Here is a 23,885-nt window from a genome sequence, read left to right as displayed (position 1 = left end):
TCCATTCTGCACAGCTTATAGCCGAATTTCGCGCTTTCTGTCCTAACCGTTCAAACCGGGTCTGTAGACCAAACCCGCCGCAATTGTTTGGTACACAACGGCAAACAGTTTAAACTCGCGCTGTCCCGTTCCAAGCAATTCAAGCATGCCCCGCCTGGCCGCTCCCCTCACCGAATCGCAGATTCGCGCGCTCGAACCGCGCGCCACCCGTTATAGCGTCGCCGACGGCAACGGTCTCGTGATCGAAGTCATGACGACCGGCACCAAGGTCTGGCGCTTTCGCTACTCGCTGAACGGCAAGCGGCAGCCGCTCGCCACCATCGGCGATTACCGGATGATTTCGCTGCGAGTCGCGCGGGCCAAGGCGCAGAAGTACGCGGAAATGGTCGCACAAGGCATTTCGCCGGTCGCCACCGCGCGGCGCGACCGCGGCGCGGAAGTCAAGGCGGACGTGCTGCGCGAAGCCGCCGAACTGTATATGGCGACCGAAATGGCCGGCAAATCGGACGAGTATCGACGCACGACGCGGCGCGCGCTCCACAAGGACGTGTTGCCCGCTATCGGCGGCATGGCCATCAAGGCGGTCACCGCGCAAGACGTCGTCGATATCTGCGAGCGAATCAAAAGCCGCGGCTCGCCAAAAATGGCGCTGCACACGCGCAACGTGATAAAGCGCCTCTACGAGTACCTGATCGCCCGCCAACTCGCGGCCAGCAATCCAGCCGAAGTAGTGCCGGCGCGCTCCATCGCCACGTTTGACAGCCGCACTCGTGTGCTTTCCGGCGACGAGATGGGCGAGATGCTGTATTCAATCGAAGCATCGAGTATCCGTCGGCCGCTCAAGCTGGCGCTGCATCTGCTCGTGCTGACGATGGTGCGCAAATCCGACCTGGTCGAATCGACGTGGGGTGAATTCGATCTCGACAACGCGTTGTGGCGCATATCCGCTGCGCGTTTGAAGAAGGACGCGGATCAGCTCGTGCACCTGCCGCAGCAGGCGGTGACAATGTTGCGCGAGCTGCATCGCACGAGAGCGAGCCGGACGTTTGTCTTTCCGAGTGTCAGGGGCAACGATCAGCCGATCGCGAAAAGCACGCTCAATCAGGCCGTCAAGGCGCTCGGCCTCCAGGTCGAGCATTTCGTCCTTCACGACTTCCGGCGAACCGCCTCGGCGCATCTGCGCGAGATAACAGAGCATGCGGAACGGGACAAAACTTCAGCGCAATCGCGACAAAACGCATCACGAGACGAGCCCGCAAACGATGCGGCGGCACGGCGCCGAATCGCACAGCGTTGGGCGGACTTCGTCGAAGCGCAGCTCGACGCAGCACGCAAGAGAGCGGGCGGCGCAGCCTGACTTCGCAGTAGTGAACGAGCCGCAAGGCGGAGCATCCACACGCCAACCTCGTTGGTACACAACACCACACTTCAACGCCACAAGTCACTGCAGAACAACAGAAAACCTGCACATCCGATAGGTTACGAAACAGTGCATTTTCAACCGACGCGCAGAGCCAGAACAAAGCTTCACGCGGCGCTTTTCTCCTGCAATGGATCGCCTACACTGGAGCAACGATGCAACCTTTTTCAGGGAGGCTGCCATGTCCGAATCGTTGCTGGCTTACCTGCTCGGGCCGACCGTGATGCTGCTGGTCGGCGCGGCAATCTGGGCGGCGTCCCGCTATCACCACAAGACGGGACCGCAAAAGCTCGAGCGTTGGCTCGACACGCATTACGCCGAGTGGCTGCATCACAGGCATTAAGCGGTGCGCAAAAAAGAAAAGGCCGTCGCGGTCAGCGACGGCCTTGCTGTCTGTAGCCCGCCGTTCTCCCGCGCGCCCTGGGCTTACCACCTCGGCGCAGGTTCCGGATACCCGTATTCCTGCTGCGGCGCTCCGCACGCCACATACGCGCGCTGGTATTGGTCGTAGCAGTATCCCGGCGGCGGACCCGCGTACGCCGGCGCCGGCTGATACACCGGCTGCGCATAAACGGGCTGCTGATAAGCCACGACCGGCGCCGGATTCAATGCCGATGTCACCACGGCGCCCAACAATGCCCCGCCGATCAGCGCACCGATCACCTCGCCGCCATTGCCGCCACCATGACCATGAGCCGACGCTTGTCCCGCGACGCTCAAGCTGCCCACCATCACCAACGCCACTGCTAACTTTTTCATTTTGCGCTCCCGCCGTTAAGGCATGGAACGAATTGTCGACCACGCGCGCGGAAATAGATGCTGCAAGTGGTAACGACAGATTACCTGTGTAACGGCCACCGGCAGTTCTCAATGCACGTGGTCGGAGCCGAGCGTGAAATGGCCCGGGAGGACATCGGCGGGAGAGAAGCCCCTCGTCGTGGCCGCCGCGGCGCAGACGGTCGATATACTCGTCGCTCAATTGCGTGGCGAGCGCCGCCAGTTCCAGCTTCTGTCGGAACAAGCGTTCCGGGTTGCACGCGCCGTCGTTCGCGGAAAAACTCCGGAACTGACCGCCGACGTCTGCGCGCGTCGCGATTGACGCTGACCGACCCGAACGGCGTCGCGGCCCGCTCGCGCCGAGGCGTGTCTGCGCATTCGCGCGCCGCGCGCTGTGATAGATGTGATGGACAATCGCCGTAAAGCGGCAACCGCTTCCCATGACGAGCTTGCAATCAGGAGAAACAACGCGATGACCTACGACGACCACAATCCCTTCGCAAAAATTCTGCGTGGCGAATTACCCTGCATCAAAGTGGCGGAAACCGACGCGGCACTGGCCTTCATGGACCTGATGCCGCAAGCCGACGGGCACTTGCTGGTCGTGCCGAAAGAAGCGGTGGCTGAAATTTTCGACTTGTCGGATGCAGCGACGGTGGCTTGCATGCGTATGACGCAGAAGCTCGCCATCGCTGTGCGCGCGGCCTTGCGTCCGGACGGCGTGTTCATCGGGCAATTCAACGGCGCGGCTGCCGGCCAAACCGTGCCGCATGTGCACTTTCACGTCATTCCGCGCTGGGAAGGTCAACCGTTGCGCATGCATGCCCGCGACGTGGCGGATGCCGACACGCTCGAAGCACTCGCCAAGCGCATTCGCGCGCATTGGCGAGCGGATTGAGTTACTAAGCCCGCTCGAGTGCTAGCGAATCTGCATGAGCCGCGCTTTATACCCGATCCCGCGAGCGGCGCAGCGGATGGCGCCAGTCGTGACGCCGGGGTTTCGCATGCATGGGACGCATGTCGTGCAGATGCCGGTGTTCTTGCCACAATTCGTCGGAGAAAAGAAACGCGACGATAAGCAGCGGAAGGACCAGGAAAACGCCCAATATCAAATTCTCGACCACGGCGGCCTCCGTTCGCACAAGCATGGTTTTTATTGTAGAGCACCGCTCGTACCCGTACTTGCGGCCATCGTGCGGTTAACTCCGACGTATAAGGGGGAGCGCTACCTGGCATCTTTTATCTTCTGCATCTACACCGTTATTTATCTCGTTTTACCCAGTCGGCCGAATGACTTTGTGTGCAATGCACCAAACCGATCTTAGATTGTAGTAAATCGCTTAAAACGGATATCGCGTTTACGCCAACCCACCACCCCAAAGCATTACGGGTTAAAGCCGCGCGTGCAGTTCCTTTTCTTGTTATCCCTTGCAATTTCCACCGTTTCGGGCGCTGCCGAAGCTTTAAGCAGGTGCCGCGCATGGTGCGACAATTCGCCGCTGTTGCGACCGCACACAAGATGTGCTTGTTGTTCTACCGCGTTCTCCTAAAGTGCAAGGTGCGGGTCAGACGTGGGAGTTAAATACATAGCTAACCTGAGCAATCGGCCCGCACCGGAGGAATACATGAAAACTCGAATCGCCCTTGTTTTCGCTATTGCAAGTTTGGCTGCCGCGACCGTTCAGGCGCAAGACGTCATGATCAAGCCGCAGCAAACCATCCAGTTCAAGGCCAACGCGTATGGCTGTCTGTCAAAGGACAAACTCGACGCCGTCGACCTGCACGCGCAAGCCGGCGAACAGCAAAAAATGCAGGAGTTCTTCTCCGGATATCAATGCGTTTCGACGCCCGAGAATTCGAGCTTCCGCGTGGTGCGGGTGGTCGGTCATGACATCGAATTCGTGAATTCCGGCAATAGCGACACGCAAGGCCTTTGGGCGAACGATCGATTCATCAAGCAATAACGCAGTAAAACGCTGAATGCGCGGGCGTTCCGGCAATGCGCCGGAACGGAGTGCGCATATGCGGACTCTCTGACTTTAAAAGCCGGAGACGGTGAACTTGTGATTGAAAAAAACCGGCTGGACATCTTGAATGTCGAGCCGGTTTTTTATTATTCGGCGCACGGCGTGCGGTGCGTTTAAAGAACCGGCGAAAAAAAAGCCGATGCGGTATGTCTATCCGCATCGGCAGTACGCCTTCTCGCAAAGCGCAGGGAACAACCGTTTGACTCGTTAGCGCGACACGCGCCGGTTAGTGAGAATCGCGCGGCACCGGCGCGCCGCTCGATCCGACCAGGAAGTCGAGATCCGCGCCCTGATCCGCTTGCAGCACGTGCTCGACATAGAGCTTGTAGTAGCCACGCTTCGGCGCCTCGGGCGCCTGCCATGTGGCGCGCCGGCGCGCGAGTTCTTCGTCGGTGACGTCGAGATGCAGGCGCCGCGCTTCGACATCCAGCTCGATCATGTCGCCGGTCTGCACGAACGCGAGCGGACCGCCCGCGGCCGCTTCCGGCGACACGTGGAGCACCACCGCGCCGTACGCCGTGCCGCTCATGCGTCCATCCGAAATGCGCACCATGTCCGTAATGCCTTTTTGCAGCACCTTTTTCGGCAACGGCATGTTGCCCACCTCGGCAAAGCCCGGATAACCCTTCGGCCCCGCGCCCTTGAGCACCATGATGCAGTTCTCGTCGATGTCGAGCGCCTCGTCGTCGATCTTCGCGTGCAGTTCCTCGATGTTTTCGAACACGACCGCGCGGCCGCGATGCTTGAGCAGTTCCGCAGTAGCCGCCGACGGTTTGATCACCGCGCCATTCGGCGCGAGATTGCCCTTGAGAACCGCGATGCCCGCCTTCGGCTTGAACGGCTCGGCGAACGTGGTAATGACCTTCTCGTCGTGATTCGGCGCGTTGCGCACGTTGTCCCAGATCGTCTTGCCGTTCACCGTGAGCGCCTCGCGATGCAGCAGCCCTTGCTCACCGAGTTGCTTGAGCACCGCCGGCAAACCGCCCGCGTAGTAAAAATCTTCCATCAGGTATTCGCCTGACGGTTGCAGATTCACGAGACACGGCACATTCGAGCCCAGCTCCCAGTCCTCTAGCGAAAGCTCCACGCCAATACGCTTCGCAAGCGCGATCAGATGTACGACCGCGTTGGTCGAGCCACCAATCGCCGCATTCGTGCGAATCGCGTTTTCGAACGCCTGGCGGGTGAGAATTTTGTCCATCGTCAGGTCTTCGCGAACCATGTCGACGATGCGCCGGCCCGCCAGATGCGCGAGCACCTGACGGCGCGCGTCGACTGCGGGAATCGCCGCGTTCTGCGGCAAGCCCATGCCGAGCGATTCGACCATCGAAGCCATCGTCGACGCCGTGCCCATCGTCATGCAATGGCCACGCGAGCGGTTCATGCACGACTCGGCTTCGGTGAATTCCTCCTGCGTCATCGAACCGGCGCGCACTTCCTCGGACATCTGCCAGACACCCGTGCCCGAGCCGATATGCTTGCCGCGGAACCGGCCGTTGAGCATCGGTCCACCCGACACCGCGAGCGACGGCAGATTGCACGACGCCGCGCCCATCAGCAGCGCCGGCGTCGTCTTGTCGCAGCCGACGAGCAGGATCACGCCATCCATCGGATTACCGCGGATCGATTCCTCGACGTCCATCGAAGCGAGGTTGCGGAACAGCATCGCCGTGGGCCGCAAATTCGTTTCGCCAAGCGACATCACCGGAAACTCGAGCGGCAAGCCGCCGGCTTCGTGCACGCCTTTTTTCACGTACTCAGCGAGTTCGCGGAAGTGCGCGTTGCAGGGCGTGAGTTCCGACCACGTATTACAGATGCCAATGACGGGACGTCCGTCGAATTCATCGTGCGGAATGCCCTGGTTCTTCATCCACGATCGATGCAGAAAACCGTCGCGGTCCTTGAGGCCGAACCACGCCTGGCTGCGCAGCGGCTTTTTAGTCTCGTTCGAATCAGCCATGAAATCTCCTGTTGGCAAACATGTAGGGTAGGGCGCGTGTCAGCGCACGCTTAATGCACGCGCTTGCTGCGGCGGAACTGATCGAACAGCACCGCGAGCAGCAAAATCCCGCCGCGAATCAGGTATTGATAGAAAGTCGGCACGTTCATCAGGCTCATTGCGTCCTGCACGGAACCCATGATCAGCACGCCCACGAGCACGCCGGAAATCGTCGCGACGCCGCCCGTGAGCGACACGCCGCCGAGCACGCACGCGGAGATCACGCCGAGTTCGAGACCAACCGACGTTTTCGGATCGCCGAGACTCATACGGGACGCCAGCATGACGCCCGCAAAGCCGGTGACGAGCCCTTGCAGCACGAACACCGTAATCTTGATACGCATGACGGGCAGACCCGCCAGCAACGCCGCCTCGCCATTGCCGCCGACGGCCAGCACGTTCTTGCCGAACACGGTCTTCTTCAGCAGGAAACCGAACAGCACGAAGCCAATGATGTTGCTCCAGATCGGATACGAAATGCCGAGGAACGAGCCGCCGCCCAAGTCGAAGAAGCTCTCTTCGGAGATCATCACCGCGTCGCCGTTCGACGTGATGAACGCGAGGCCACGCACCACTTCCATCATTGCGAGCGTGACGATTAGCGAGTTGATCTTGTAGCGCGCGACCAGCACACCGTTGACGAGGCCAACCGCGCCGCCCGCAAGCACGCCGGCAGCGACGCCGAGCAGCACGCTATGCGTCACCGTGATCAACGTGGAGGCCACGACGCCCGCGAACGCCACGATCGACGCGACCGACAGATCGACTTCGCCGAGCGCGAGAACGAACATCATCGTCACCGAAATTGAACCGATCAGCGTGACGGAGAGCAGCAAGCCCTGAATGTTTCGCGAACTCAAAAAGTCGGGCACGGTGAACGACAGCGCCGCGAACAGAATGACGAACACCATCACGATGCCGGACTTGTTGATCAGATCCCAGGTGCGCGCGGCGCGCGCGCTCAAGCCCGCGGAAGCGACGGCCGGCGTGGAGGAGTCGGTTGAAGGTGTATGCATGATGTGTGTTCCGTTTTAATGCCGTTTCAGTGCCGTTTTCAATGCTGCTTCAGCGGCGCGATTCAGTTGCCTTCGTTTGTCTGTTAAATGTGATGAGCGCGGTGAGCATGCAAGCCTAACGAGGCAGGGCAAGCTTGATGAGCGCATCGGGCGTGGCCTCAGCTTTCGGCAGATTGCCAACCAGGCGGCCTTCCTTCATCACGATCACGCGATCCGTCACGCCGATCACTTCGGCCAGATCGCTCGAGACGACGATCACCGTGCGGCCCGCGTCCGCAAGCCCGTACAGCAGTCCGTAAATTTCGCTGCGCGCGCCGACGTCGATGCCGCGCGTAGGCTCGTCCATCAGAAACACGTCGATGTCTTCGGCGAGCCAGCGCGACAGGATCACCTTCTGCTGATTGCCGCCGGAGAGCGTGCCGATCGGCGTCTCGCCGTTGCGCGTCTTGATCGCGAGCTTGCCGATGAACTCCTTCGCGGTCTGCGCTTCCTTGCGGCCGTTGAGCACGTTGAAGCGGCTGAAGTGCCGGCGGCAGCTGATGTTGAGGTTGTCCGAAACCGAAGCGATAGCGACGATGCCTTCCTGCTTGCGATCTTCGGGGCATAGCGCGACGCCCGCGCGAACCGCATCGCGCGGCGTGGCGAAGCGCACCTGCTTGCCTTTGAGCGTGATCTCGCCGGCCGTGGGTTTGACCGCGCCGTAGATCAGCTTCATCAACTCGGAGCGCCCCGCGCCGACGAGTCCGAAGAAGCCGACGATCTCGCCTTTGCGCGCCGAGAAAGAAGCGGGCTCACGCAGCCCGGGGCCCATCAATCCTTTGACGTCGAGCTGCACGTCACCGACTTCGCGCGTGCGATAGCCGTACACGTCGGCGATCGAGCGGCCGACCATGCAGCTAATCAGACGATCGCGGTCGAGTCCTTCGCCGGCGTCGAACGTATCGATGCGGCGACCGTCGCGAAACACGGTCACGCGATCGCATAGCTCGTACACCTCATCCATCCGATGCGTCACGTAGATAATCGCGCGGCCTTCAGCCCGCAACGCGCGAATGATCCGGAACAGCTGCGTCGTCTCGCGCGACGACAACGAACTGGTCGGTTCGTCGAACGCAATCACGCGCGCGTCGCGCATCAACGCCTTGCCGATTTCGATCATCTGGCGCTGACCGATCGACAGATTCTTCACCTGCTGCGACGGGTCGATTTTTTCACCAAGCCGTTCGAGCTCACGCACCGCGCGCGCAACCAGCGCCTTTTCGTCCAGCACACCGAAGCGATTGGGCAGCGCGCCGAGCATCAGGTTTTCGGCGACCGTCAGCTCCGGCACCAGATGCAGTTCCTGATAAATGATCGCGACGCCCGCCGCGATCGCCGCCTTCGTCGTGGTGAACTGCTGCTCGGCGCCATCGAGCGACAACGTGCCCGCCGCCGGCTGATTGACGCCGGACAGCACCTTCAGCAACGTCGACTTGCCGGCGCCGTTTTCGCCCATCAGGCCGTGCACTTCGCCGCGCCGTACTTCGAGCGAGACCTGATCGAGCGCGAGCACGCCGGGAAAGCGCACGGTGATGCCGTCGAGTTGCAGATAGGGCTCAGTCGAAGCGAGCGCGGGCGAGGGCACTGCCACCGGCGCGGCTGCAGCGCCGATGGAAGACGCAGTGTGTGAGGACGTCATCGAAAAAACCTCAATGGTGGACAACCTGTGCGGGCCGCTCGCGCATCAAGCGCAATGCCGGACGCGAAAAGCGCGGCCCGCTGCGTGCAAACTCGAACCCGGCTTAAATGCCGAGTTCTTTACGCACGTCCTGCCAATTGCCGCGGACCATCAGCTTGCCGGTGGTCTGGGTATCGGCGGGCGGCTGTTTGCCGTCCTTGATCCACTCCACGAGGTTCTCCGTGCTTTCCTTGCCGTGCATCGTCGAGCTGACGGCGATCGTGCCGTAGAAGCCGGTCGGCTCTTTCTTCTGGAATTCGGCAAAGGCCTCGCCCGCACCGTTGATGCCCACGCCGATCACATCCGCCGCCGGAATATGCAACTGCTCGGTGGCGCGCACGCCGCCCAGCACGCTTTCTTCGTTGAGCGCGAAGATCACCCACTTCTTGATATTCGGATGCTTCGCGAGCACCGGCGAGGACGCGTTGAAGCCGCCTTCGTCATCGGTCGTCTTTTGCGGGGCGTCAAAAATGTTTTCCTTCTTGAAGCCGCCGGCGAGCAGCGACTCTGTCGCGCCGTCGGTGCGCAGCTTCGCGGTCGGCAGTTCATAGTTCGTGATGCGCAGCGCGCCGACTTCCTCGGGCTTCCAGCCGCGGCGCTTCATTTCTTCGGAGATGGCCTGACCGACCTGATTGCCGATCTTGAATGCGGACATGCCCAGATGCGGCACGTTCGGCAGCGGCTTGCCGGTCGAGTCGACCAACTGATCGTCGACGGTGACGAACTTCATGTTGTAGCGCTTCGCACGCGCCTGAATCGCCGGTCCGAGACGCACGTCGGGCGCGCAGATCACGAAGCCCTTCGCGCCTTGCGCGCCGAGGTTGTCGATTGCGGACAGCACTTTTTCGCCGTCCGGCGTGCCAATGTTCACCACCGAAAAGCCGTCCTTCTGGCCGAGCGCGGTCGCGGCTTTCTGCTCGTTGATGAACCATGCCTGCTCCGGCATCTTCACGAGGAAGCCGACTTTCAGCGGCTGATCCGCGTGCGCGGAGAGTTGTGCGGCAAAGGGTGCGGCGATCGCGGCGGCGGCGATTGCGGTGAGGGTCAAACGGCGAAGCTTGCTGGTCATGTCTGTCTCCTGGGGTTTAAAAAGCTGCATTGATTTCGTTTATGTGCAGCGAGGCGATACACAGCGGCGTTAGCCGGGGCGTAAATCTATCTGGGCGATTCCGGGGGCAAATACGGTCGCAACTACGGTCGCAATCGCGGGCCCGCGGTCGGCGAAGTGAAGATGCGTGTGCGTCATCACGATCAGCCCGCGACGTAGGCCGTTTTCACGGCCGTCCAGAACGCTGCATCGGTCGAGCCGTACGCGGACGCCTTGCGGCCGCCGCCAGGCGCGTGATGCTCGACTGCCGTCGTCGGCAGATTGATCGTGACGAGGCCGCTATGCACGTGACGGCGAAAATGCCGCGCGCGGCTCAGCGAGCGCGTGCAGATGCCGGCGCACAGACCATAAGCGGTGTCGTTCGCTAGATGCAGCGCGTCGTCGTAATCGTCGGCGCGCAGCACCACCGCAAGTGGGCCGAAAATCTCTTCGCGCGCAATACGATGCTCGGCCTCGCCGGCGAAAAGCGCCGGCTCGAAAAAGTAGCCGCGCGTCGCGCGCTCCAGTCGCCGGCCGCCATGCAGCAATTGCGCGCCTTCCTGCTGACCGATGCGCACGTAATCGAGATTGCGTTCGAGTTGCGCGGCGTTCGCGACGGGACCCATGTCCGTGCCATGCTTCAGCGCGTGGTCGATGGTGAGTTTGGCCAACTTCACCTGCAATGCATCGACAAACGGCTCGAACATCGCGCGTTCCACGATTAGCCTGGCCGCCGCCGTGCTGCGCTGGCCGGTCGAGCCGTACGCGCCGGTCAACGCGGCATCGACGGCGCTGTCGAGATCGGCGTCCGCCAGCACGACAAACGGGTTCTTGCCGCCCATCTCCAGTTGCACGCGCGCCTGGCGGGCCGCAGCGGCTCGCAGCACGCGGGTGCCGGTTTCCGCCGAGCCGCTGAAGCTGATCGCCGCAACGAGCGGATGGGCGACGATCCGCGCGCCGACCTGCCGGCCGCTGCCCATCACGAGATTGAAAACGCCCGCGGGCAGACCCGCGCGGCTGACGATCGACGCCAGCGCCGCCGCGCAAGCCGGTGTAGATTCGGCCGGCTTGTAGACGACGCAATTGCCATGCGCCAGCGCCGCGCCGATTTTGGCCGCGGCGATCGCGAGCGGCGCGCTCCACGGCGAGATGATGCCGACCACGCCGAGCGGCTCGCGCGTCATGTCGATTTCGACGCCGGCACGCGCCGACGCGACGGGCTCGGCGTACGCGCGCTGCGCATCCGCGGCGAGCAGCTTGAAAATCTGGCCCGCGCGCATGGTTTCGGCCAACGCCTCGGGCAAGGTCTTGCCGACTTCACGCGCGAGCAGCCGGCTGAGTTCATCGCGGCGCGCAAGCATTTCGCTGCCGATCGCATCGAGCGCGTCCGCGCGCCGTTGCGCCGAACTGAGCGACCATTCGCGGAAGGCGGCGCTTGCTGCCTCGATCGCGCTATCCGTCTGCCGGACATCGGCGCGGACATATTCGCCGACGGGGTCGTCCAGATCCGACGGATTCAGCGAGACGCCCGTGGTCGCGCCCGTCTCCCAACCGCCATTGATGTAATGGCGCAGCGGGCTGGCAACGAGTGGGACGAGCGGATCGCGGTTCATCGACGGAATGGCGCCACATGAGAAGCTGGAAAGTCCACGAATGGTATGAGCCTGCCCAATAACTTTCCAATCCCTTTTTGGGCTATCCCGATAACAATTTCGGTATGGCATTATTGAGGCCACTGACAAAACCGGCAAGCGCCATCTTGCACGGGCCAAATCTGGAGACAAGCCATGACGCGTAGCTACTCGAACTGGTTCGTGCGTGCGCGGCTGAAAACGCGGCAGTTGCTGCTGCTCGCGGCGATGGAGGAAGAGGGCAACGTGCGGCGCGCAGCCGACGTGCTCGGCATGACGCAGCCGGCGGCTTCACGTCTCCTGAAAGAACTCGAAGACATGCTGGGCGTGAGCCTGTTCGACCGCACGCCGCACGGCATGCACGCCACGCTGTACGGTGAGGTGATGATCCGTCACGCGCGGATGGTACTGTCGAATCTGAGCCATGCGCACGACGAGATCTCGGCGTTGCGCGCAGGTCTCGCGGGGCAGGTGCGCATCGGCGTGATTGCAGCGGCCGCAGCGACGATGGTGCCCCGCGCCATTGCGAGCGTGAAAGAACGCTATCCGCAGTTGCAAATCTGGGCGGAAGTCGAAACGTCTGACGTGATGCTGCCGCGACTCGCTGAAGGCGAACTCGACATCATGATTGGCCGCGTACTCGAGCGGCAAAACCAGTTCAAGACCGAAGTGCGCTATGAACCGCTCGCCGACGAGCCGCTTTGCGTGGTCGCGCGCCCCGGTCATCCTCTCGAAAATGAGACAGGTTTGACGCTGCGAGGCATCGTCAACGCGAGCTGGGTACTGCACCCGCCGGGCAGCGTTTTGCGGCATCGCTTCGATCTGATGTTTTCGCAGATCGGGCTGAATCCGCCGCAAAACGTCGTCAACACCAACAACTTTCTGGCAATTTCGAGCCTGCTGCTCCAGAGCGACATGTTGGCGGTATTGCCCGATGAGGTGGCGCGTCAGTACCAACAGTACGGCGTACTGAAGCGCCTGCCGATCGATTTGCCGTGCAGGATGGATACATTCGGTATCATCACGCGCCAGTCGCATCTGCTGTCGCCGGCGGCCGCAGTGGTGCTTGAGGCGTTACGCGAGGCGGCGGGCGAAGTCTACGGCGCCCCCGCGGACCAAGCTGTGGCTCGATAAATGCTTCTTCCCGTTCATGAGGTAGCCGGATGACGGCGCGGGAGGACACAACATGTACAACAAACACGGAAGACGGCAACGCGCCGTCGACGATTCATTTTCCGTTCGCTCCGCTGGGGCGAGCGTCTGGTTTAGCAACGGCATGGCTCTCAAATCTACGATTTACAAGGCGGAGTTGCAGATCGCCAATATGGACCGGCATTACTACGCCGATCACTCGCTCACCATTGCGCGCCATCCGTCGGAAACGGACGAGCGGATGATGGTCCGCGTCGCGGCTTTCGCGCTGTTCGCGCAGGAACGGCTCGAATTCTGCAAAGGTTTATCAGATGTCGACGAACCGGATCTCTGGCAAAAAGATCTGACGGGCGCGATCGAAACGTGGATTGAAGTCGGCCAGCCGGACGAGCGGCGCATCGCGAAGGCGAGCGGCCGGTCGAACGAAGTCATCGTGATTGCTTACGGCGGCCGTACTTCAGACATCTGGTGGCAAGGCGTGCGCAACAAGGTCGAGCGCATGCGCAATGTGACGGTCTGGTCGCTCGGCGAAGACGTCGCGGCGCAGCTCGGCTCCCTCGCGGAGCGCACGATGCGCCTGCAATGCACCGTCCAGGATGGCGAAGCATGGCTCGGCAGCGCCGAAGCCGACGCGGTGAAAATCGAGTGGACGGTGTTGAAAGCGCCCGCCAACGCCTGAAATCTGGGGCGGCTGACGGCAGGCGCTCAGATCGACGTAATCCGCGCCGCTTCCGGCGGTCCCTTGAGTTCGACCATGTTGCCCTCCGGGTCGAACAGATACAGCGACGGCCCGTAGCCGTCCGCGCCATAGCGCAACGCTTGCTCGCCAAGCCGCGCGCCATGTTCGCTCAGATGCGCCTTGAGCGCTTCGGCGTCGAACGGTTCGACGCGCAAACACACGTGGTCCATGTTGCGGCCCGTGCCGGGCACGCCGTTTTCGGCGTGATCGAGGCCCGCGCCCACCTGCAGCAGGTCGATCAGCGAGCGTCCCGCCCGCAATTGCGTGAGACCGAGTTCACGCTGTTCCTTCTCCAGACTGCAACCAAGTACGTCACAGTAAAAGCGCGCCATCGCCTCCACGTTCGACGCCCGGATCACCACATGGTCGATTTCGCGAATATGAATCTTCATATTGAACGCCTCCTTTTGGCCCGGCTTGCACAGCAGATTAGACAGCCAGTTTAGAAGAAAGCGACGGCGTTGCGAGAGCGGGAGCAGGCCCTTGGAGGGCCAGATGCGGAATATATACGCGAAAAAAAGGCGAAAAAAAGCCCGCTCTATGTGGAGCGGGCTGAATCCATATCAGGAGGAGACATGGAGGAGACAGGTACTAATATACACATCGGGTTGGTGCGACGCAATAACTTTTTAAGGGAAAACCCGATATCGGGCGAAATTGTCGCACCTTGAAGGCAAAACGAGCGCCTGGCGGGGCTTTCGCCGCCGGCGGTCTACGAGGAACCGCAATGACAGAGCAAGAACCGGAGCGTACTGTGTCGGCATGCGGCCTACATTGGTGAGCATCGACAGCACCTATCCGGAACCATCATGAACCGCGCCATCCGTCCGGCAGACACCGACCTCACCGCCGACACCACCGATACCACCGATACCGCCGTCTGGAATTCCGACGACGAACGCTGGGAAGCCGTCACCCGCCGCGACCCGCTCGCCGACGGCGCATTCTTCTACGGCGTGAAGACGACGGGCGTGTTCTGCCGCCCGTCCTGCCCGTCGCGCCAACCGCGTCGTGAGAACATTGCCTTTTTCGCCGACGCTGATGCCGCGCGCGCCGCCGGCTTTCGCGATTGCAAGCGCTGCCAGCCGGGCGGCCTGCCGCGCGAGCTCGAGATCGTGAACCGCGCATGCGCCGCGCTCGACGCCGATCCGCAACAGCGTCTCACCCTCGCGCAGTTGAGCGACGTCGTGCATGTCAGCCCGTTCCATCTCCAGCGCCTGTTCAAGCGCGTGGTGGGGGTTTCGCCGCGTCAATACCAGGCCGCGCAGCGTGGCGCCGCGTTGCGCGACGCGCTTCAGAGCGGCTCCGACGTCACGCGCGCCACGCTCGACGCCGGCTTCGGCTCGCCGTCGCGGATGTACGACAGCGCATCGGCGGAACTGGGCATGGCGCCGTCCGTGTACCGCCGCAAGGGCGCCGGGCTCACGGTGCGCTACGCCAGCGCGCCGACCTCACTCGGCTTCGTGCTCGTGGCGGCGACGGACAAAGGCATCTGCAAGCTCGGTTTCGGCGATGACGCCGCTTTCCTCGTCGACGAACTGCACAGCGAATTCGCCAACGCCGACGTGATTGAAGACGCGAAGCGGCTCGCTCCGTTCATCGCTCAGATCGACGCGTACTTGCACGGCACTCGTCAGGATTTCGATCTGCCGCTGGACATTGCCGCGACAGCCTTCCGCCAACGTGTGTGGGACGCGCTGCGGCGCATTCCGTATGGCGAGACTCGCAGCTATACGGACATCGCCGAAGCGGTCGGCGCGCCGCGTGCCGTGCGCGCGGTGGCGAGCGCCTGCGCGACGAATCCCGTTGCGCTGGCCATTCCGTGTCATCGCGTCGTGCAAAAGGGCGGAGCGCTTGCCGGCTATCGTTGGGGTTTGCCGCGCAAGGCCGCGCTGCTCGACAACGAGGCGCAGTATGCCCGCCACGTTTCACCCGACGAACCTCGCCGCGAACCGACCGCGCTTGCCCAAAACATCACCACCAAACTGGACCACGCCGCGTGAGCACGCTTGACGACGTCGTAACCCTGGAATTGCCGTATAAAACGCCGTTCGACTGGCCGCGCCTGCTGCGCTTTTTCGGCGGACGCGCGACGCCCGGCGTGGAGACCGTAGAGGACGGCGCCTATCGCCGTGCAATCGAATGGGCCGGTGACAGCGGCACGCTTAGCGTGCGCCAGCATCCGCGCAAGCGCTGTCTTGTCGCGAACATCGAAGGGCCGGTGGGCCGTCACGCCGACGCGCTCGCCGCTCCGATTGCCAGGATTTTCGACCTGCACGCCGATCCGAAGAAGATCGGCGCCGATCTGGCCACGGACCCGTGGCTTGCGCCGCTGATCGACGCGGCGCCAGGTTTGCGCGTGCCGGGCGCGTGGTCGGGCTTCGAACTGGTGGTGCGCGCAATCGTTGGCCAACAGGTCAGCGTGAAGGCGGCGACCACCATCATCGGACGATTGGTGCAGCGCGCGGGCGAACGCATCGAAGGGCATCCGCATGAAAACACGGCGTGGCGTTTTCCCACGCCCGACGCGTTGGCCAACGTCGATCTCGTGCAAATCGGCATGCCGGGCAAACGGGTAGCAGCGTTGCAGGGTTTCGCGCGTGCCGTTGCGAGCGGCGATGTACCGCTCGACAACGCGGCCGCCGACGCCGCCAGTTTGCGTGCCGCATTGCTCGCGTTGCCGGGCATCGGTCCGTGGACCGTCGAGTATGTCGCGATGCGCGCGTGGCGTGACCCCGACGCGTGGCCCGCATGGGACCTCGTGTTGATGCAGTCGATTTGCGCGCGCGATCCCTCGCTCGTGCGGCCCACGCAGCAGCGCACGCGCACCGACGCATGGCGGCCCTGGCGCGCTTACGCGGCGATGCATCTGTGGAACGAGGTGGCGGACCGGGCAGGCGCGGCGCGCGGCGGCTGAACTCCCGCGGCTTGGCTGCATGAGCGGGCGTCGCGCTGTCCGTCCCCGCCATCACCCGGAAGTCGGGTGGTAGGTCCGCGGTCCGGCGCGGGCTAACCCGCACACGCCAACGCTCCTCTGCAAAACCTCCGCGATAACCCTGAAGGCGAGTGGCTAAACTCGCAGATTCGGCGTGAAAACAGACGGGCCGGCAGGCGAAAACCGCCCGCCGGGGCGGCCTCAAGCAGCCGCCGTGGCGAGATGTTAAAGTGCCCGCTACTGAAAATTCCGCCGAACGTTGTCGACCGCACCACGCTGCCAGCGAGCAGCGAAGCGGCACATGGCGGCCGACAACGCCCGACTCGCATCAATGCCAAACACGACAACATCCCGCACGACCGACGCGTTCCTGCACCGCCTGTCCGTGCTGAGTTCAGGCCCGCAGCGCGACGCGCTGATACGCGGCCTGCGCGGCATCGAAAAGGAAAGCCTGCGCGTGACGCGCGACGGCCAGCTCGCCTTGACGCCGCATCCGCGCGCACTCGGTTCGGCGCTCACGCATCCGTCGCTGACTACCGATTATTCCGAAGCGCTGCTGGAATTGATTACGCCGGCCGAGCAGGACGTCGCCGTCACCCTCGACAAGCTCGATAGACTGCACCGTTTTGTCTACGCGGAACTCGGCGACGAAATTCTCTGGAACCAGTCGATGCCGGGCCTGCTTCCCGACACCGACGAAGGCATTCCGATCGCGAACTACGGCGCGTCGAACATCGGCAAGCTGAAGTACGTGTACCGCATCGGCCTTGCGCTGCGCTACGGCCGCACAATGCAGTGCATTGCGGGCATCCACTACAACTATTCGCTGAACGAAGAAGTGTGGCGGCTGTTGCAGGTCGACCAGCGATCCACCGCGACCGCTGTGGATTTCCAGTCCGATCGTTATCTCGCGCTGATCCGCAATTTCCGCCGCACCAACTGGCTGCTGATGTATCTGTTCGGCGCGTCGCCAGCGCTCGATCGCCGCTTTCTGCGTGATCGCAAACATACCCTGGAAACGTTGGACGCCGACACGCTGTACCGTCCGTACGCGACAAGTCTGCGCATGAGCGATCTCGGCTACTCGAACACGACCGCGCAGGCCGCGCTGCACGCCGACTACGACACGCTGCCCGGTTATCTCGACGCGCTCGCGAAGGCCGTGAGCCAGCCGTATCCCGCGTACGAGGCAATCGGCACGCAGCGCGACGGCGAGTGGGTGCAGATCAACACGAACGTGCTGCAGATCGAAAACGAGTTTTACTCGACGATCCGTCCGAAGCGCGTCACGCATCCGGGCGAGCGGCCGCTGCATGCGCTGGCCGCGCGCGGCGTGCAATACGTCGAAGTGCGCTGCATGGACATCGATCCGTTCGAGCCCACCGGTATTTCGCTCGAAACGTCGCGCTTTCTCGACGCTTATCTGCTGGTTTGCGCGCTCGACGACAGCGCGCCGTTGCCGCCGGACGCTTATGCCGAGGCCAATCAGAATTTCGCGCGCGTGACGACGGAAGGGCGCAAGCCCGGCCTGCAACTCACGCGCGACGGCCAGCCGATCGCGATGACCGAATGGGCCGACGAGCTGTTCGTCAAGATCGACGCGGCGGCCGCGACACTCGACGCCTTGCAAGGTGGCGACGCGCACGCGCGCTCGGTCGCGGTTCAGCGCGCGAAGCTCACCGATGCATCGCTGACGCCGTCGGCGCGCGTATTGCAGACAATGCGCGACAAGCGGCAGAGCTTCCTCAAATTCGGCCTGGAACAAAGCGAAGCGCACGCCGCGCATTTCCGCGCCCGTCCGCTGGACGCAAGCGAGGCAAAAGCGTTTGCCGAACTGGCCGAGCAATCGCTCCAGGAACAGGCGAAGCTCGAGCGCGAGGAAGTCGGCTCGTTCGATGCGTTCGTCGCGGCTTATCGGGCGTACACGTTGAACCGCTTCAGCGTTTAACGAAGAAACAGCGGTACAGAGCGCGCAGCACGGAAAGCGGCCCACGTGGCCGCTTTTTTTCGCGCGCAAGTAATGGCTACACAAAACCCGCCGCGCATGAGCTCATCGGCAAATTGTTCGCGGGCTTCACGTTTCTCCGATGCAGATGAAACACGCTCTTCACGTCGCGGTCCAAACTGATACGACACGCTCGCAAGAGGGAGGATCAACGTGATGAAGAAAGGTCTGTTGGCCGTATTGTGCGTTGCCGCGGCGGCATGTTCGACGCAAGGGCAAGTCGATCCCGACGTGATGCAGATTGCAACCACGCCGTTGACGTGTTCGAACAAAGCCGAATGCGACCTCTGGTGGCAACGTGCGCAAACATGGGTGACGAACAACTCGACCTACCAGGTGGAATCCGCGACCGACACGCTGATCCAGACCGCCGGCCCCGATGGCGGCAAGCGCGCGCTGGCGTATCAGATCACCCGCACGGCAAATCCCGACGGCACCGCGACAATCGGCTTTGCCGCGCATTGCGACGGGTCGCTTGGCTGCACGCCGAATCCATGGGAAGCGGGCGCCGACTTCAAGGAATACGTGCGAGGCGCGGCGCCAGGCGCACAAAGAACCGACCTGAAGCCGCCGCAACCCGCGTCCACGGCGATGCATCGGGACGCGCTGCAAGGGCAGTCGGTCCCCCGGTCGAACGGCGAAGCCGTGAGTCAATGAGCGGAGTGTGACGCGCCGTTCAGTGCCCCATCGAAGGCCCGACGCCTTTGCGCGGTTTGGTGACCCACACCAGCACCGCGAGCACCAGGAACCCCGCGCACGAAATTCGGAAGAAATCGTTCGTGGCCAGCATATAAGCCTGCGCGGTCACCACCTGATTGAGCTGTGCGGTAATGCTGTCGCCGGACAGGCCGACGCCGGCGAGCGCATTGGTGTATGCGTTGGTGTTCGCGGCATAGACGCTGACATTGTCGACCAGCATCGCGTGATGGCGGATCGTATCGTTCTCCCAATAAGTCGTACTGATCGCGGTGCCGATCGCCCCCGACAACGTGCGGAAGAAATTCGACAGGCCGGACGCACTCGCCAGCCGTTCGTCGGATACGCTCGACAGCGTGATCGTCGTCATCGGCACGAAGAAGCAGGCCACGCCGATACCTTGCACCAGACGCGGCCAGATCACGTGATTGAACGGCACGTCGAGCGTGAAAGTGGAGTTCCAGAACGACACGAACGCGAACACGATGAACGCGAAGCTCGCGATTACGCGCAGGTTCAGCCGATGCATGTTCTTGCCGATCATCGGCGAGAGGAAAAGCGCAAGCAAGCCGACCGGCGCGGTCGCGAGACCCGCGAGGCCGGCGGTGTAACCCATCACGGTTTGCAGCCACAACGGGAAGATCACCACTGAGCCGAAGAAGGCCATGAAGCCGAACGAGACGATAACGACGCCGAGCGCAAAGTTGCGGTCCTTGAACAGCGAAAGGTCGACGACCGGCTCTGTCTCGGTCATCTCCCACACCAGCATGAACGCGATCGACACCACCGCGATCACCGCGAGCGTCACGATAAACGTCGAGTTGAACCAGTCGCGATCCTTGCCGAGGTCGAGCACCATCTGCAGGCACGCCACGCCGATCACGAGCAACGTCAGACCGACGGCATCGATACGCTGCTGCGTCGTTTTTGTTTCGCGTCCACGCAGCAGCACGAATGCGCACGCCGCGGAGAAGAGCCCGATCGGCACGTTGATATAGAAGATCCACGGCCACGTGTAGTTGTCGGTGATGTAGCCGCCCATCACTGGCCCGAAGATCGGCGCGCAAATCACGGTCATCGCCCATAGGCCGAGCGCGAGCCCACGTTTCTCGGCCGGATACGAGCGCATCAGAATCGTCTGCGACAGCGGCACCATCGGCCCGGACACGAGCCCTTGAACGAGACGAAAGAAGATCAGCGACTCAAAGTTGTGCGCGAAACCGCACAGCGCGGAGGCGATCGTGAAGAGCAGCACGGACAGCGTGAAGAGCCGGACTTCGCCGACGCGCCGCGCGAGCCAGCCCGTCAGGGGCACCGCAATCGCCGACGCGACCGAATACGACGAAATCACCCATGTGCCCTGGCTGGTCGCCACGCCGAGACTGCCGGAGATCGTCGGCACGGCGACGTTCGCAATCGACGTATCCAGCACCTCCATGAAGGTGCCGAGCGCGAGACCGACCGTAAGCAAGGCGAGCGCGCCGCCTTTGAGCGGCGCCGGTTCCGCGGCTGGTGGCGTCGCAGGTAGGGCCGCCGGTTCAGCAGCGAGGGAAGCCGTAGCGTCCATGTGTTTTTCTCCTCAGCGGGAAAGTTGTCGTGCCAGGTTTGCCGCGTCGCTCCTACTGCACGCATACATGTTCCGTCACACTCTGCCCAGACAGATATCGGGATAGAACGGCGCCTTAAAAATGCGCGTCGTGCTTATTGCTCGCCGCCTTCCGGCGATGACGCGTCGGGCATTTCGTCCAATGATTCGCCTTGCTCACTCAGCCCGCATCCAACGTTAGAACCGGGGTCCATACCGTTGGCAATAAAGCGATCGAGCAGTGCGATCAACGTCGCCAGCTCGGCGGTCGAGAAGCCGCGCAACTGTTGATTCAACACGGCCGCGCCGATGGCCGGCAACTGGCGCGCCGCTTCATGGCCTTGCGGCGTCAACTCAAGCTTGACCATCCGGCGATCGGCGTCGCTGCGCGTGCGCAATACAAAGCCTTTCTTTTCAAGGCGGTCCAGCAGACGCGTCATCGAACCGCTGTCATAAGACATCACCCGCGACAACTCGAACGGCGTACTTGCGCGACCTGCGGCCAACATCAGAATCACGCCGATCTGCTGAGCGGTCAGCCCCAACGGCTTGACCGCGCGGTCGGTGCGCTCGACCAGCACATTGCGGGCTTTCGACAGATAGTAGCCAAGGCTCGAATCGAGCCGGATCTCATCCGCTTTGTAGGGACCGTCAGTCATCTTGTATCCGGGGACATCGCAAGCAGGCGAATTTTAGCTGCTGAGCGGGAAGGTCCAATTGCAAGTTCTTGTCGTGTGAGCCGCCTAAAAACAACGGCGCCCCCACGCGCTGCGACAGTATCTTGAAATTTACTTGCATAGTCAATATTATATTCAGCAACGAGTTACGCGATCCGCGCCGCCCGAGACCATGTTCTGACCGCTTCTGTACGCCGCCGACCCGGCGTCACCCAAGGATGTCCCTCTCATGCTGTACCTGAAAAATACCCTCGGCGGCCTGAGCCGCTCCCTGACCGATTCCGCTCTGCACAGCTTCCGGGGTCCGCATCGCTGGTGGAAACTCGCGTTGTTTGCCGCGCTATTCGTAGTGCCCGGCGGGTCGGTGGGTGTCGCGGTATTGGCGTGGGCCGAACATCGGCGAGGGCGCAAGAGCGTGAAGGCGGCGCAAAGCGCGGCGGCGGTGGAAGGCGCCGCAAGCGCCTGCCAGTCGCGTGGCGAAGCGCCGTGCCGCGCGGCGGCCGGCAGACTGGCTCGCAAGACGACTTCCGAGTCGCGGGTCGAGCCGCGGGCCTGATGCCCCGATGCTCCGCCGGTAACAGCGCGTAACCTTCGCGACACCGTCGGTAACACACCTCCATCGCATACCGCATTAACCTTTCTGTTTCCCGCGCCCAGCGGGCTCATACGCTAACATGCCGGCAAACCATACCGGCCGGCAGCGCCGTCATCAGCGGCACGCGGGCGTCCAGAAGGAATTCAATGCATGCAGTGTGATCGAATCTCGTCCGCGCGGACCTTTGCGCCTCGCGTCCTGACCATCGCGGTTGCGGCATGCGTCGCGGCGCTCGTCGCTGCTTGCGCCGTCGGCCCCGACTACAAGCGCCCCGCCGCCGAGATTCCCGCCTCCTACAAGGAAGCCGCGCCCGGCTGGAAAGTCGCGCAACCGGCGGATCAGCAGGACCGCGGCCCGTGGTGGACCGTCTATCAGGACCCCCAGCTCAACGCGCTGGAAGACAAGCTGAACACGGCGAATCAGACCGTCGCCCAATACGCTGCCGCGTATCGCCAGGCTCGGGCGCTAGTCGGCGAGGCACGGGCAGCGTATTTTCCGACCGTCGGCTTGTCGGCGGGCGCTACGCGCTCGGGCAATGGTGCTTCGTCGAGTAGGACATTGACGACCGGCAGCAGCCGCTCGCTCATCAGCAACAGTTTCAATGTTCAACTCGACGCGAGCTGGGAGCCCGACCTGTGGGGCTCGGTCACCCGCTCGGTCAACTCGCGGAAAGCCGGCGAGCAAGGCGCCGCGGCGGACCTGGCCAACGCGCGGCTGTCCGCGCAAGCCACGCTCGCCCAGACCTATTTCGCACTGCGCGCGCTCGATGCGAACCAGAAGCTGCTCGACGAAACCGTTGCCGCTTACGCGCGCTCGCTGCAACTCACGCAAAACCAGTACGCCGCGGGCGTCGCCGCGCGTTCCGACGTCATTCAGGCGCAAACGCAGTTGCAATCGGCGCAGGCATCCGCGATCGATAACGGCGTACAGCGCGCTCAGGACGAACACGCCATCGCGGTGCTCGTGGGCGAACCGGCGTCGACCTTCTCCATCCCGCCGATGCCGCTCACCGCGACGCCGCCCGCCGTGCCCGCGCAAATGCCATCGGCGCTGCTGGAGCGGCGGCCGGACATCGCGTCGGCGGAACGCAAGGCCGCGGCTGCCAATGAGCAGATCGGCGTCGCGATTGCCGCGTTCTTCCCGTCGCTCACTTTGTCGGCGAGCGGCGGTTTTGAAAATTCGGTGCTTTCGCAATTGCTGAGCGCGCCGTCGCGCTTCTGGACGCTCGGCCCGCAACTCGCGGCCACCTTGTTCGACGCCGGCCTGCGCCGCGCGCAAACCGAAGCCGCTCGCGCCGCCTACGACCAGAACGTCGCGACTTACCGCCAAACGGTGCTCGCCGCGTTCCAGGACGTCGAGGACAACCTCGCTTCGCAGCGCATCCTCGAACGGGAGATCGTGGTGCAGCAGCAGGCGGTAGACTCGGCGCGCCAGGCGCTCGCCATCGTGACGAACGAATACAAGGCGGGCACGGTCGGCTATGTCAACGTGCTGACCGCGCAGACCACGGCCTTCACGGCCGAGCAGAAACTTCAGACCATCGCGGGACAGCGGATGGTGTCGTCAGTCGGGCTGGTGAAGGCGCTCGGCGGCGGCTGGGACGTGTCGCAGATGAACCGCGAAACCGGAGACGTGGTCGCGCCCGCCCCGTTGCCGGCGGCATCGCCCACGGCAGTCTCACAGAGCGCAGCGACGCCGCCGTTGGACGCGCAGTTGCAAGGCAAGTAGGGCGCGCAGCGGACCCGACAGCCGCTGCGTTCCAAAAACAAAAGAGGCATGACCGGGCAATCGCACCGGTCATGCCTCTTTTTCATGGCGCATGAACGC

At 62.9% G+C, this 23,885-nt stretch carries 23 protein-coding genes; 13 read left to right on the top strand and 10 right to left on the bottom strand.

The window, feature by feature from the left end; translation table 11 throughout:
- Window positions 1–145 precede the first annotated feature (145 nt).
- Together C0Z16_RS22920 and C0Z16_RS38240 are read left to right on the top strand one after the other, a co-directional pair.
- Window positions 146–1,357 (top strand): tyrosine-type recombinase/integrase, encoded by a 1,212-nt coding sequence (locus C0Z16_RS22920; protein WP_102634365.1) that lies wholly within the window; start codon window positions 146–148, stop codon window positions 1,355–1,357.
- 244 nt (window positions 1,358–1,601) lie between these two features.
- Window positions 1,602–1,763, top strand: coding sequence for a hypothetical protein (locus C0Z16_RS38240; protein WP_167403553.1), 162 nt, complete (start codon window positions 1,602–1,604; stop codon window positions 1,761–1,763).
- An 83-nt stretch (window positions 1,764–1,846) separates the two neighbouring features.
- Here the strand turns inward: C0Z16_RS38240 and C0Z16_RS22915 are convergent, their stop codons facing one another.
- On the bottom strand, window positions 1,847–2,179 hold the full coding sequence (locus tag C0Z16_RS22915; RefSeq protein ID WP_102634364.1) for an ecotin precursor: 333 nt from the start codon (window positions 2,177–2,179) through the stop codon (window positions 1,847–1,849).
- 133 nt (window positions 2,180–2,312) lie between these two features.
- Here C0Z16_RS22915 and C0Z16_RS37475 point away from each other — a divergent pair, with 133 nt between their 5' ends.
- Together C0Z16_RS37475 and C0Z16_RS22910 are read left to right on the top strand one after the other, a co-directional pair.
- Window positions 2,313–2,519 carry a hypothetical protein gene (locus tag C0Z16_RS37475; protein ID WP_146014337.1) on the top strand — a complete coding sequence of 69 codons (207 nt, stop codon included), beginning with the start codon at window positions 2,313–2,315 and terminating at the stop codon, window positions 2,517–2,519.
- A gap of 150 nt (window positions 2,520–2,669) precedes the next feature.
- Window positions 2,670–3,095 carry an HIT family protein gene (locus C0Z16_RS22910; protein WP_102634363.1) on the top strand — a complete coding sequence of 142 codons (426 nt, stop codon included), beginning with the start codon at window positions 2,670–2,672 and terminating at the stop codon, window positions 3,093–3,095.
- Window positions 3,096–3,141: 46 nt separating this feature from the next.
- On the opposite strand, the gene C0Z16_RS38900 is transcribed toward C0Z16_RS22910, so the two are convergent.
- On the bottom strand, window positions 3,142–3,321 hold the full coding sequence (locus C0Z16_RS38900) for a hypothetical protein (RefSeq protein ID WP_102634392.1): 180 nt from the start codon (window positions 3,319–3,321) through the stop codon (window positions 3,142–3,144).
- Between the two features lie 501 nt (window positions 3,322–3,822).
- Here C0Z16_RS38900 and sap1 point away from each other — a divergent pair.
- Window positions 3,823–4,161, top strand: a complete 339-nt coding sequence (sap1, locus tag C0Z16_RS22900) for a surface attachment protein Sap1 (RefSeq protein WP_102634362.1) — start codon at window positions 3,823–3,825, stop codon at window positions 4,159–4,161.
- A 289-nt stretch (window positions 4,162–4,450) separates the two neighbouring features.
- Here the strand turns inward: sap1 and C0Z16_RS22895 are convergent, their stop codons facing one another.
- From C0Z16_RS22895 to C0Z16_RS22875, 5 genes are all read right to left on the bottom strand, one after another.
- A complete protein-coding gene (locus C0Z16_RS22895; RefSeq protein WP_102634361.1) occupies window positions 4,451–6,184 on the bottom strand; it encodes an IlvD/Edd family dehydratase in 1,734 nt (577 codons plus the stop codon).
- 50 nt (window positions 6,185–6,234) lie between these two features.
- Complete coding sequence (gene araH / locus C0Z16_RS22890) at window positions 6,235–7,239, bottom strand: L-arabinose ABC transporter permease AraH (protein WP_102634360.1); 1,005 nt, start codon at window positions 7,237–7,239, stop codon at window positions 6,235–6,237.
- 115 nt (window positions 7,240–7,354) lie between these two features.
- The gene (gene araG, locus C0Z16_RS22885) at window positions 7,355–8,917 is read right to left on the bottom strand and encodes an L-arabinose ABC transporter ATP-binding protein AraG (protein WP_102634359.1); all 1,563 of its coding nucleotides are present in this window, start codon (window positions 8,915–8,917) and stop codon (window positions 7,355–7,357) included.
- Window positions 8,918–9,020: 103 nt separating this feature from the next.
- Window positions 9,021–10,025, bottom strand: coding sequence for an arabinose ABC transporter substrate-binding protein (locus C0Z16_RS22880; RefSeq protein ID WP_102634358.1), 1,005 nt, complete (start codon window positions 10,023–10,025; stop codon window positions 9,021–9,023).
- A 182-nt stretch (window positions 10,026–10,207) separates the two neighbouring features.
- The gene (locus C0Z16_RS22875; protein ID WP_102634357.1) at window positions 10,208–11,656 is read right to left on the bottom strand and encodes an aldehyde dehydrogenase family protein; all 1,449 of its coding nucleotides are present in this window, start codon (window positions 11,654–11,656) and stop codon (window positions 10,208–10,210) included.
- 174 nt (window positions 11,657–11,830) lie between these two features.
- Here C0Z16_RS22875 and C0Z16_RS22870 point away from each other — a divergent pair, with 174 nt between their 5' ends.
- Both C0Z16_RS22870 and C0Z16_RS22865 read left to right on the top strand, forming a co-directional pair.
- Window positions 11,831–12,808, top strand: a complete 978-nt coding sequence (locus C0Z16_RS22870; protein ID WP_102634356.1) for a LysR family transcriptional regulator — start codon at window positions 11,831–11,833, stop codon at window positions 12,806–12,808.
- Window positions 12,809–12,950: 142 nt separating this feature from the next.
- On the top strand, window positions 12,951–13,505 hold the full coding sequence (locus C0Z16_RS22865; RefSeq protein ID WP_102634391.1) for a YaeQ family protein: 555 nt from the start codon (window positions 12,951–12,953) through the stop codon (window positions 13,503–13,505).
- 26 nt (window positions 13,506–13,531) lie between these two features.
- On the opposite strand, the gene C0Z16_RS22860 is transcribed toward C0Z16_RS22865, so the two are convergent.
- Window positions 13,532–13,957, bottom strand: a complete 426-nt coding sequence (locus tag C0Z16_RS22860) for a VOC family protein (protein WP_102634355.1) — start codon at window positions 13,955–13,957, stop codon at window positions 13,532–13,534.
- A 417-nt stretch (window positions 13,958–14,374) separates the two neighbouring features.
- Here C0Z16_RS22860 and ada point away from each other — a divergent pair, with 417 nt between their 5' ends.
- The 4 genes from ada to C0Z16_RS22840 all read left to right on the top strand — a co-directional run bounded on the left by ada (window position 14,375) and on the right by C0Z16_RS22840 (window position 19,162).
- Entirely contained in the window at window positions 14,375–15,568 is a 1,194-nt protein-coding gene (gene ada, locus C0Z16_RS22855; protein ID WP_102634354.1) for a bifunctional DNA-binding transcriptional regulator/O6-methylguanine-DNA methyltransferase Ada, read from the top strand.
- Entirely contained in the window at window positions 15,565–16,482 is a 918-nt protein-coding gene (locus C0Z16_RS22850; RefSeq protein WP_102634353.1) for a DNA-3-methyladenine glycosylase family protein, read from the top strand. The genes ada and C0Z16_RS22850 overlap by 4 nt, the downstream gene beginning before the upstream one ends.
- A 349-nt stretch (window positions 16,483–16,831) precedes the next feature.
- Window positions 16,832–18,448 carry a glutamate--cysteine ligase gene (gene gshA / locus C0Z16_RS22845; protein WP_102634390.1) on the top strand — a complete coding sequence of 539 codons (1,617 nt, stop codon included), beginning with the start codon at window positions 16,832–16,834 and terminating at the stop codon, window positions 18,446–18,448.
- Between the two features lie 213 nt (window positions 18,449–18,661).
- The gene (locus C0Z16_RS22840; protein ID WP_175130701.1) at window positions 18,662–19,162 is read left to right on the top strand and encodes a hypothetical protein; all 501 of its coding nucleotides are present in this window, start codon (window positions 18,662–18,664) and stop codon (window positions 19,160–19,162) included.
- A gap of 19 nt (window positions 19,163–19,181) precedes the next feature.
- On the opposite strand, the gene C0Z16_RS22835 is transcribed toward C0Z16_RS22840, so the two are convergent.
- Window positions 19,182–20,768 carry a DHA2 family efflux MFS transporter permease subunit gene (locus C0Z16_RS22835; RefSeq protein WP_102634351.1) on the bottom strand — a complete coding sequence of 529 codons (1,587 nt, stop codon included), beginning with the start codon at window positions 20,766–20,768 and terminating at the stop codon, window positions 19,182–19,184.
- Between the two features lie 134 nt (window positions 20,769–20,902).
- On the bottom strand, window positions 20,903–21,445 hold the full coding sequence (locus tag C0Z16_RS22830; protein WP_102634350.1) for a MarR family winged helix-turn-helix transcriptional regulator: 543 nt from the start codon (window positions 21,443–21,445) through the stop codon (window positions 20,903–20,905).
- A 247-nt stretch (window positions 21,446–21,692) separates the two neighbouring features.
- On the opposite strand from C0Z16_RS22830, the gene C0Z16_RS22825 reads away from it, so the two are divergent.
- Together C0Z16_RS22825 and C0Z16_RS22820 are read left to right on the top strand one after the other, a co-directional pair.
- Window positions 21,693–22,019, top strand: a complete 327-nt coding sequence (locus tag C0Z16_RS22825; RefSeq protein WP_102634349.1) for a hypothetical protein — start codon at window positions 21,693–21,695, stop codon at window positions 22,017–22,019.
- 189 nt (window positions 22,020–22,208) lie between these two features.
- Window positions 22,209–23,786, top strand: a complete 1,578-nt coding sequence (locus C0Z16_RS22820; protein ID WP_102634348.1) for an efflux transporter outer membrane subunit — start codon at window positions 22,209–22,211, stop codon at window positions 23,784–23,786.
- Window positions 23,787–23,885: the final 99 nt, after the last annotated feature.

The organism is Paraburkholderia rhynchosiae (assembly GCF_002879865.1).
GTDB classification, from domain to species: domain Bacteria; phylum Pseudomonadota; class Gammaproteobacteria; order Burkholderiales; family Burkholderiaceae; genus Paraburkholderia; species Paraburkholderia rhynchosiae.
Note: the sequence above shows the minus strand (reverse complement) of the source record. Positions and strands in the feature narration are given on the sequence as shown.